This window comes from Sphaerisporangium sp. NPDC088356, from assembly GCF_040685555.1.
Classification (GTDB): Bacteria; Actinomycetota; Actinomycetes; order Streptosporangiales; family Streptosporangiaceae; genus Sphaerisporangium.
In genome coordinates this window covers 1-10,320 of sequence record NZ_JBFBIK010000176.1, presented here as the reverse complement: position 1 = coordinate 10,320, position 10,320 = coordinate 1, and the positions used below count along the sequence as shown (strand labels likewise).

At 69.0% G+C, this 10,320-nt stretch carries 5 protein-coding genes; 2 read left to right on the top strand and 3 right to left on the bottom strand.

What is annotated here, in order from left to right:
• Positions 1-1,280: cytochrome b (locus AB0O34_RS34515; RefSeq protein WP_363922797.1), on the top strand; the 1,280-nt coding region annotated here is incomplete at its 5' end.
• Positions 1,281-1,493: 213 nt separating this feature from the next.
• Here the strand turns inward: AB0O34_RS34515 and AB0O34_RS34510 are convergent.
• The 3 genes from AB0O34_RS34510 to AB0O34_RS34500 all read right to left on the bottom strand — a co-directional run bounded on the left by AB0O34_RS34510 (position 1,494) and on the right by AB0O34_RS34500 (position 6,033).
• Complete coding sequence (locus tag AB0O34_RS34510) at positions 1,494-1,724, bottom strand: hypothetical protein (RefSeq protein ID WP_358560502.1); 231 nt, start codon at positions 1,722-1,724, stop codon at positions 1,494-1,496.
• Between the two features lie 292 nt (positions 1,725-2,016).
• A complete protein-coding gene (locus tag AB0O34_RS34505) occupies positions 2,017-2,871 on the bottom strand; it encodes an alpha/beta hydrolase (protein WP_363922799.1) in 855 nt (284 codons plus the stop codon).
• Between the two features lie 405 nt (positions 2,872-3,276).
• Entirely contained in the window at positions 3,277-6,033 is a 2,757-nt protein-coding gene (locus AB0O34_RS34500) for a LuxR C-terminal-related transcriptional regulator (RefSeq protein ID WP_363922795.1), read from the bottom strand.
• Between the two features lie 620 nt (positions 6,034-6,653).
• On the opposite strand from AB0O34_RS34500, the gene AB0O34_RS34495 reads away from it, so the two are divergent.
• Entirely contained in the window at positions 6,654-10,235 is a 3,582-nt protein-coding gene (locus tag AB0O34_RS34495; RefSeq protein ID WP_363922793.1) for a CARDB domain-containing protein, read from the top strand.
• The last annotated feature ends 85 nt before the right edge of the window (positions 10,236-10,320 follow it).

The following is a 10,320-nucleotide window of genomic DNA, read 5'->3' as shown; positions in this document are numbered from 1 at the left end:
GCATGATGGTGCACATGCTCCGCGTGTTCTTCACCGGGGCGTACCGCAAGCCGCGCGAGCTCAACTGGATCATCGGCATCCTGCTGCTCACCCTGGCCCTCGCCGAGGGACTGACCGGTTACTCGCTTCCGGACGACCTGCTCTCCGGCGCCGGTCTGCGCATCACCCAGGGTGTGTTGCTCTCGCTCCCGCTGGTCGGCACGTATCTCTCGTTCTTCCTGTTCGGCGGCGAGTATCCCGGGGAGGATGTGATCTCCCGGTTCTACACCATCCACATCCTGCTCATCCCAGGCCTCCTGCTGGCGCTCATCGCCGCTCACCTGACGCTGATGTGGGTGCAGAAGCACACCCAGATGCCGGGCAGGGGCCGCACCGAGCACAACGTGGTGGGCGCCCCGCTCTACCCGTCCTTCATGCTGAAGTCGGGCGCGTACTTCCTGTTCACCTTCGGCGTCCTGGCGCTGCTGAGCACGTTCGCCCAGATCAACCCGATCTGGCTGTTCGGCCCCTACAGCCCGGCCAACATCTCGGCCGGTTCACAGCCCGACTGGTACATGGGCTTCCTGGAGGGCTCACTGCGGCTCATGCCCGCGTGGGAGATCAACTTCCTGGGGTACACCCTCCCGCTGAGCGTGCTCATCCCGGCCCTGCTGCCGATGGGCATCATCTTCACCGGCCTGGCACTCTATCCGTTCGCCGAGCGGTGGATCACCGGGGACAACCGTGAGCACCACCTGTGCGACCGGCCCCGTAACAACCCGCACCGCACCTCGATCGGCGTCGCGGCGATCACTTTCTACAGCCTCCTGTTGTTGATGGGGGCCAACGACTGGTTCTCGGCGAAGTTCCACATCCCGCTGTACACCACGACCGAGGTCGGGCGAGTGCTCGTCTTCCTCGGGCCGGCGCTGGCGTATGTGGTCACGTACCGGGTGTGCGTAGGACTTCAGCACAAGGAATTGGAACTGGTGCTCCACGGTGTGGAGTCGGGTGTCATCAAGCGCCTGCCCAACGGTGAGTACATCGAGATCCACGTACCGGCCCCGGAGGATCTGGTGGAGCTCGTAAAGGGGAAGAAGGCCGTCCTGCCCATCGAAGGCCGACCGGACGGCGATGGCGTGCCTCCGAAGGGGTTGCGCACCCCGCTCGGCAAGCTGCGGGCCAAGCTCAGCGAGACGTACTCGGCCGACACCGAGGCCATCGGGCTGGAAGCGGCCCCCGAGGGGCACGAGCGGGAGGGCGAGGGCGCTCTCCCCCAGCGCGTCAGAGTCGACGACTGAGATCAAAGGGTCGGAAGCGAAGGGCCACGGGAGGACCGTGGCCCTTTGAGGGTTGATCGACTCGTGCCACCTCGCCGGACAGGGCGGCGAGGTCCGCCAGCTCCGGTGCCGGAGCTGGTCGATCTTGCCTCAGGCGGCTTCATTCTTCGACCCCGGGCGGCTTCATCGCTTCGGCCGCCGACGGTCTCAGAGCTGGTGAGCTGGGCGACTGTCTCAGAGCTTGGTGAGCTTGGCGTACGGCGCCAGGATGCGCTCCTGCTGCGGACCGAAGTCGACGAGCACAGCGATGTCATCCTCGACACCGATGACTCGGCCAAGGCCGTACTTGTCGTGGGTAACCAAATCCTGCAGGGCGTACTGCTCGACAGGGGGGACGGGAGCGGCTGGGACGTTGAAAGGACTTCCAGGCAGGTAGCGCCGGGTCACGGTCCGGGATGTCTTCATTGTCTCCAGTATGCGCCTACCGGGCCCATCACGGTACATGTCTTGCCGAATAATCCGCAGAGTTCGGTGCCCTGGCCAGCGCATACACCTCTGGTCCACACCTCGTCCACGGCCCGTCATGACCACCATACGGCCCGCCGGTCAGAATTTCCCGCATTACCACGCCGCCACGCGGACGCCGCCCCAACCGTGAGGATTGATACCCGTTCGAGAGGTTTGCCCGGAGTACGGACACGTCCGGGCATGCCGATGGCGGCCGCATAGGTGGCCGCCATCGGAGGGGCGCGGGATGTTACGCGTGCGGGCAGGTGTCGCGGTACTCCTGGATCGCGGAGCTTCTGGGAGCCGGGCAGAGGAACTGCTCATAACGGGTGTCGTCGTCGATGAACCGCTTCATCCACGAGATCATGTACTTGGCCATCGTGGTGTTGGACGTCTGCGGGAAGAAGTGCGAGGCGTTGTTGAGCTCCATGTACGCCTTCTCCGACGACGCGGGAATGCTGTTGTAGAACGGCTCCGAGTGCGAGGCCACGGGGGCGACGGTGTCCGACTCGCCACCGATGATCATCGTCGGCACGCGTACCCCCGACCAGTTCTTGGTGAGGTTCCACGGCGCGAGCGGGATGGCCGCCTGGAGGGACGGCCGGGAGTTCGCCGCCTCCAGCGTGCCACCGCCGCCCATGGAGTGGCCCGCGACGGCGAGCCGGCTGGAGTCGATCCGGCTCCTGACGGAGCTGTTCGCGACCAGGTAGTCCAGGGCGGCCAGCAGCTGCCGTCCCCGGCTGTCGGGCTGGTCGTAGATCGTATTGGTCTCGATGCCGAACACGACGAACCCCTGCGAAGCGAGCCGGGGGCCGAGCCAGCTGAGGCTCGACCACCTGGCCGTGTAGCCGGGAGCGATGGCGATGGCCCCGAACGTCCCCTGGCTGGTGTCGGTCGGGTAGTAGATGGTGCCGCCGCCGAAGCCGCTGACCCCGATCGAGGAGACGGAGGTCTGGGACGTGGCGAAGGGACCCCGGGCGGCCTCGATGCTGGAGTTGGTGGGGGCGGGCCCGCGCTCGTACGGGTTGGCGGCTGCCTGGGCGACGGGGGCGACGGCGACGCTCGCGCCGGCCAGGGCCAGCGTGAGGCACACCTTGGCGACCATCCGCGTGCCCCGGGAGCGGCGGACGGGAAACGCGTGGTCGCGGGAGGCGGAGGGGCGGGGGGTGAGGGACGTCAGGGCACGGGGAGTGAGGGAGAGGATTTTCCGAGGCTGCACGTTGCTGTGCTCCCTGCTTATGGGGGTGAGAGGACCCACGCGGGCACGCGGCCATCCGTACGCGCAGGACGCCGCAGGGAAAGATGCCTGGTGGCTCCCGCTGACTGCTGACTTCCGCAATTGTCGAGTCGGCCGGTCATCGACGCATCGGCGAAATCACTAGCCTTCTAATGAAGCGGTGATGTGCGGTGTCGACCGGCTGACGCCGCGGCCGTGGGCCCACCTTCGCGCAGACCAGCGGCGGCCGAGGCCCCCCCAGAGACCAGCGGAGCCCGCAAGAGCCGGCTGTGGTCAGGCGAGAAAGCGGACCAGTTCCACGCGGGAGCGGATGCCGAGCTTGGCGAAGACGTTCCTGAGGTGGTGCTCGACCGTGCGGGGGCTGAGGAAGAGCTGGGCGGCCACCTCGCGGTTGGTGGCGCCCTCGGCGACCATCCGCGCGATCTGGTACTGCTGCGCCGTGAGCTCCTCGGCCTGCGCGGACGCCGAGGACCGTACGGCCTGCCCGGCGGCCCGCAGCTCGCCCCTGGCCTGGTCGATCCACAGGCGGGCCCCGAGCCGTTCGAACGTCTCCAGCGCGCCGTGCAGGTGTTCCCTCGCCGAGCCGGGACGCCGTTCGCGGCGCAGCGCGCTCCCGAAGAGCAGCTGCGTGCGGGCGGTCTCGAACGCGCACGAGCCCCGGTGGTGCAGATCGAGAGCGTGGCGGAAGAGCTCCTCGGCCTCGCCGGGCCCGGCGAGGAGGGCGTGGCACCGCGCCGCGAGCGCGAGCCGGTCGGGGCTGCGGGTGCTGGCCGCCCAGCGGTCGAGCACCCGCAGCGCGGACACGGCCCTCTCCCGGTCCCCTGTGCGCGCGGCGGCCTCGATGAAGATGGGGGTCGCCATGACCCGCACGACGACGTGGCCGTTCCTGCGCTGCGTGCGCAGCCGGTTGGCGGCCTCGGTCACGCGCCCCGCGGCCAGGTCGAGATGGGCCAGAGCCCAGTTGCCGAGGGCCCCGGCCACGCCCAGGCCGTGGGCGTCGGCGAGTTCGAGCGCGGCCCCGGCCCGTATGCGGCAGGTCTCCTCGTCGCCTTGGACGGCGGCGGTGAGCGCGAGCCATGCGAGGTGGTGCCCCGCGGTGTTGAGCTGGCCGGTCTCCTGGGCGAGCCGCAGGCCCTCGACGGCGTTGGCGGCGACGGAGGTGTAGCGGCCCATCCAGATCTCGGCGTGGATGACCGACTCCAGCAGCTGCGGCAGCGCGGAGGCGACTCCCTTGCCGCGCGCGGTCTCGACGGCCCTGGTGGCGAGCATGAGGGCGTGGGCGTCCTGGCCGAGCAGCAGGCTGGCGACGCCCGCCCAGACCAGCATGGCCGGGTCGCGCGTGGCCGGGGCCAGCCGCAGCACCCGGCGCAGCGGATCGGCGGCCTCGGCGTGCTCGCCCCTGAAGGTGGCCGCCATCCCGGCGAGGTACTCGAACATCAGCTGGGTGGCGGGGCGGTCGTCGGGACGGCGCAGCGCGGCGGCGCGGCGGGCGATGGCGAGGAAGCGCCGGTTGTCCCCCGCGACGTAGCTGGCCTCGGCGGCGCGGACGAGCGCCCGTACGCCGAGGGCCCGGTCGCGGTCGAGCAGCCATCCGGCTGCGGCGAGGAACCGGTCGTGAGCGTTGCCCGTCTCCCCGCCGAGCAGTTCGAGGCTTCCGTGCAGCAGCTCCGCCCGTCCTCGCATCTCCTCGGGGACCGTCAGGGACGACAGCCGGGCGAGCAGCGACCTGGCGTGCTGCGGGTGGCCGGCGTTCGACGCGTGGCGGGCGGCGGCGGCCAGCCGCGCGGCCTTGACGCCGCCGTGGCCGGTGAGCTCCGCGGCGCGTTCCAGGGCGAGGAAGGGCTCCGGGTGGCCCCCGCGCGCGGGCGCCGCCTCCGCCGCCGCGGCCAGCTCGTCCGCCAGTACCTCCCTGGGGCCGTCGAGGGCCATGGCCCGGTGCCACGCCCGCCGCAGGCGCTGGTGGTCCTGGTCGAGGACGCCTGCCAGCAGGCGGTGCGCCGCGCGCCGCCGGGCCAGGGACGCGCCGGAGTAGACCACCGAGCCCATCGCCGGTTCGGCGAAGGCATAGCGGTCCCCGGTGGCGCGGACGACGCGGGCGCTCTCGGCGGGTTCGAGCGCGAGGAGCGCGGACAGGGGCCCGGCGGCCCGGATCAGCGTGGCGGTGTCCATCTCGGGGTCGGCGGCGATGAGCAACAGCAGGTGCCGGGCGTCGGCCGACAGCCGCGCGAGCTGGTCGGTGCAGGCGCGCCAGAGCCGGCCGTCCTGTGGCAGCGAGTCGGGCGGCGCGGCGGCTCCCGCCGTCTGCTCCGGGGTCAGGGCGCCGACGAGCTCGGTGAGGGCGAGCGGGTTGCCCCGCGCGATGCGTTCGAGCGAGGCCCGCAGATCCTCGCCGAGGCCGAGCGGGGCCAGGTCGTCGACCAGTTCCCGTGCGGCGGTCGCGCCGAGCCGGCCGAGGACGCGTACGGGGACGCCTCCCGGCGCCGTGCGGTCGTCGTGCGCCCCGAAGACCAGCGCGATCGGCTCGCGGTCCAGGCGGCGCGCGGCGAAGAAGAGCGCTTCTCGGCTGGCCTCGTCGAGATGGTGGAGGTCGTCGACACAGGCGAGTACCGGCTGGTGCGCGGCCACCAAGGCCAGCAGGTCCAGGACCGCGGCCGACAGGGCGAGCCCGCCGTCGGCCACGCCGAGCTCCAGCGCCTTCCGCAGAACGGCGGCCCGAGCCTGGGGCAGCCGGGCCGGGGACTCCCTCAGCGGGCGGAGCAGGCCGTGCAGCCCGGAGAACGCCAGGTGCGACTCCGGCTCCACGCCGGAGGCCCTGAGCACGAGGAAGTCGCGGGCCTCGCCGGCCGCGAAGTCCAGCAGGGCGGTCTTGCCCATCCCCGGCCCGCCGAGCAGGAGCAGCGCCCCGCCGGAGCCGTCGCGGGCGTCGTCCAGCAGCCGCCGCAGAGCGTCCTGCTCACCGCTTCGCCCGCGGAGGGTACGTGCCTGCGTGGTCCGGGAGGCGGGAGACACGTCTCCCAGTGTTACGCGCACATGTCGTACCTGGAAGGCATGTGACCACAAGGTTTCACGCCCCCCGGGAGAACCGGCGATTTCCCTGGTAGCCGATGCCGACCGAATCTCCGATATCCGGTTATCCGGAAAGCCGGGAGGCCATACGCGGCCCTCTGAATCACCGGCGTCCACGGCGCTCCAGCCGCTCCCCCGGAGGACTCCGACACTTCAGGACGACGGGTATCCAGGACACAGATAACCCGAATTCCGGCAGACCGCGCGGGTCGGCCGTAACCGTTCTGTGTCCTACCAAGCCGGGCTTTCCAAACCGTTGACGCGGCCGTAGCACGTATGTAACCTTTGGCCAACGCCCTGCAAGATTCTTGCAAACTACTGTTCTATTTCTTTCTTATCTCCGCAAGTTCTGGCTGGAACGCACTGCGTCCGTGCACCCGCCCCGCCCCCATGTATGGAGGCCCAGGTGATGTCGGCTTCGGCATTGCGCGGTCGGTCGCCGCCCCCACGACCCCTCGGTTGCCGCGTTCATCGTCGTCTGCGTTGAGATCAGCACCCCCCAGCGACACCACGGAGCGTCGCGCGGCGGAGGTCACGCACTTCCCGCTACACCCTGTCGTTCCAGACGAGAGATAGAGAACTCGATGAAAATGAAGTACCCGGCGTTAAGGCTGGTCGCAGGCATGATCGCGACCAGCCTGCTCGTATTGGCGGGGCCGGTGCTCCCGGCCTCGGCAGCGGGCCCCAACCTGGCATCAGGGAAGGCCGCATCGGCGAGCAGTTACGCCGACGTCTACCAGGCCGCCAACGTCAACGACGGCAACCAGGCCACCTACTGGGAGAGCGCGAACAATGCCTTCCCGCAGTGGGTCCAGGTGGACCTCGGATCCGCCGTCAGCGTGAACAGTGTCGTCCTCAAGCTTCCGGCGTCGACCAGCTGGGCCACCAGGACCGAGACCCTGGCGGTGCAGGGGAGCACGAACGGCACCTTCTCCAACATCGTCGCCTCCGCGGGCTACACCTTCAACCCGGCGACCGGCAATACGGTGACGATCAACTTCACCGCGACCAGCACCCGGTACGTGCGGCTGAACATCACCGGCAACACCGGATGGCCGGCGGGCCAGATCTCCGAGTTCGAGGTGTACGGGCCGGTTACGGGCGACACCCAGGCGCCGACCGCGCCGACCAACCTCGCCTACACCGTGCCGGGTTCCGGCCAGATCAAGCTGACCTGGAACGCCTCCACCGACAACGTCGGCGTCACCGGCTATGACATCTACGCCAACAACGCCCTGCGCGGCAGCGTGGCCGGCAACGTCCTCACCTACACCGACAACCAGCCCGACACCGCGACGGTGTCCTACTACGTCAAGGCCAAGGACGCGGCGGGCAACCAGTCCGGGAACAGCAACACCGTCACCCGTACCGGCACGGGCGGCGGCGGGGGCTCGAACCTGGCCGTCGGCAAGCCGATCACCGCTTCGGGGTCCGTCTTCACCTTCGTGCCCACCAACGCCAACGACAACAACGTGGCGACGTACTGGGAGGGCAACGGCGGGGCCTACCCCAACACCCTCACCGTGCAGCTCGGCGCGAACGCCGACGTCAACTCGGTCGTGGTGAAGCTCAACCCGGACAGCTCGTGGGGCACGCGCACGCAGACCATCCAGGTGCTCGGGCGTGAGCAGAGCGCGACGACGTTCAGCAACCTGTCCTCGGCGGCGGTCTACACCTTCAACCCCGCCTCCGGGAACACCGTGACCATCCCGGTCAGCGGCAGGGTCGCCGACGTCCAGCTCAAGTTCACCAGCAACTCCGGTGCCCCCGCGGGCCAGGCCGCGGAGTTCCAGGTCATCGGCACCGCCGCCCCCAACCCCGACCTGACGATCACCGGCATGTCGTCGTCTCCGGCCGCCCCGATCGAGACCGACGCCATCACGCTGTCGGCCACGGTCAAGAACATCGGCACCGCCGCCTCGGGCGCGACGAACGTCAACTTCTACCTCGGCACCACGAAGGCCGGCACCGCCTCCGTCGGCGCGCTGGCGGCCGGAGCGACGAGCACCGTCTCCGCCAACATCGGGGCGCGTGACGCGGGCACCTACCCGCTGAGCGCCAAGGTCGACGAGGCCAACAGCGTGGTCGAGCAGGACGAGACCAACAACAGCTACACCAGCCCGTCCTCGCTGGTCGTCAAGCCGGTCGACACCTCCGACCTCGTGCCGGGGACCTCCTGGTCGCCCAGCAACCCGGCGGCCGGCAACAACGTCACCTTCTCCGTGGCGATCAAGAACCAGGGCACCGTGGCCTCCGCGAGCGGCGCCCACGCCATCACGCTGACCGTCGCCAACGACGCCGGCACCGTCGTCAAGACGCTGACCGGCTCCTACAGCGGCGCGATCGCCCCCGGCGCCACCACCAGCCCGGTCAACCTCGGCACCTGGACGGCCGCCAACGGCAAGTACACCGTCAAGACGGTGATCGCCAACGACGCCAACGAGCTGCCGGTCAAACAGGGCAACAACACCGTCACCCAGCCCTTCTTCGTCGGGCGCGGCGCGAACATGCCCTACGACAGCTACGAGGCCGAGGACGGCGTCATCGGCGGCGGCGCGGCCGTGGTCGGCCCGAACCGCAACATCGGCGACCTCGCGGGTGAGGCGTCCGGCCGCAAGGCCGTCACGCTGAACTCCAACGGCAGCTACGTCGAGTTCACCACCAAGGCCAGCACGAACACCCTCGTCACCCGGTTCTCCATCCCGGACGCGGCGGGCGGCGGCGGCATCAACTCGACGCTGAACATCTACGTCAACGGCACCTTCCTCAAGCCCATCAACCTGACGTCCAAGTACGCCTGGCTGTACGGCGACGAGACCAACCCCCAGAACTCGCCCGGATCGGGGCCGCGTCACATCTACGACGAGGCCAACGTCATGCTCGGCACCACCGTCCCGGCCGGTAGCAAGATCAGGCTCCAGAAGGACGCCGCCAACACCAGCAACTACGCGATCGACTTCATCAACACCGAGCAGGTGTCGGTGATCCCGAACCCCGACCCCGCGAAGTACGCGGTGCCGGCCGGCTTCACCCAGCAGGACGTGCAGAACGCGCTCGACAAGGCACGCCAGGACACCAGCCTCGTCGGCGTCTACCTGCCTCCGGGCGACTACCAGACAGCCAACAAGTTCCAGGTGTACGGCAAGGGCATCAAGGTCGTCGGCGCCGGTCCCTGGTACACGCGCTTCTTCGCGCCGACCACCCAGGACAACACCGACGTCGGCTTCCGCGCCGACTCCACCGCCAACGGGTCGACGTTCTCCGGCTTCGCCTACTTCGGGAACTACACCTCGCGCATCGACGGCCCGGGCAAGGTGTTCGACTTCTCCAACGTGGCCAACATGGTGATCGACAACATCTGGGTCGAGCACACGGTCTGCATGTACTGGGGCGCGAACACCGACTTCATCACGATCAAGAACTCCCGTATCCGTGACACGTTCGCCGACGGCATCAACATGACGAACGGCAGCACCGACAACCTCGTCAGCAACAACGAGGCCCGTTCGACGGGTGACGACAGCTTCGCGCTGTTCTCGGCCATCGATGCCGGTGGGGCCGACGAGAAGAACAACGTGTACGAGAACCTGACCGCGATCCTCCCCTGGCGTGCCGCCGGTGTGGCGGTCTACGGCGGGTACGCGAACACCTTCAGGAACATCTACATCGCGGACACGCTGACCTACTCGGGCATCACGATCAGCTCGCTGGACTTCGGCTATCCGATGAACGGCTTCGGCGCCTCCCCGCCCACCACGTTCGACAACATCTCGATCGTGCGCGCGGGTGGTCACTTCTGGGGCCAGCAGACCTTCCCCGGAATCTGGATCTTCTCCGCTTCCAAGGTCTTCCAGGGCATCCGCGTGAACAACGTGGACATCGTGGACCCGACCTACAGCGGCATCATGTTCCAGACGAACTACGTCGGCGGCCAGCCGCAGTTCCCGGTCAAGGACACCATCTTCACCAACGTCTCGATCACGGGCGCCAAGAAGAGCGGTGACGCGTTCGACGCCAAGTCCGGGTTCGGCATCTGGGTGAACGAACTGCCGGAGCCGGGCCAGGGCCCGGCGGTCGGCACGGCCACCTTCAACAACCTCGTCCTCAGCAACAACGCCGTGGACATCAAGAACACGACGTCGACCTTCACCATCGTCCGCAACTAGCAGTAACCGGTTCACCGGCTTCCGGGGCGCGCGAGTCCCCGGAAGCCGGCCCGCAGACGAAGTGCCGAGATCGGAAGAGCGTCGG

Coding starts and splice junctions, on each gene's coding strand:
- AB0O34_RS34505 (WP_363922799.1), bottom strand. CDS start 2,871: ATGGTCGCCAAGGTGTGCCTCACGCTGGCCCTGGCCGGCGCGAGCGTC.
- AB0O34_RS34495 (WP_363922793.1), top strand. CDS start 6,654: ATGAAAATGAAGTACCCGGCGTTAAGGCTGGTCGCAGGCATGATCGCG.
- AB0O34_RS34510 (WP_358560502.1), bottom strand. CDS start 1,724: ATGAAGACATCCCGGACCGTGACCCGGCGCTACCTGCCTGGAAGTCCT.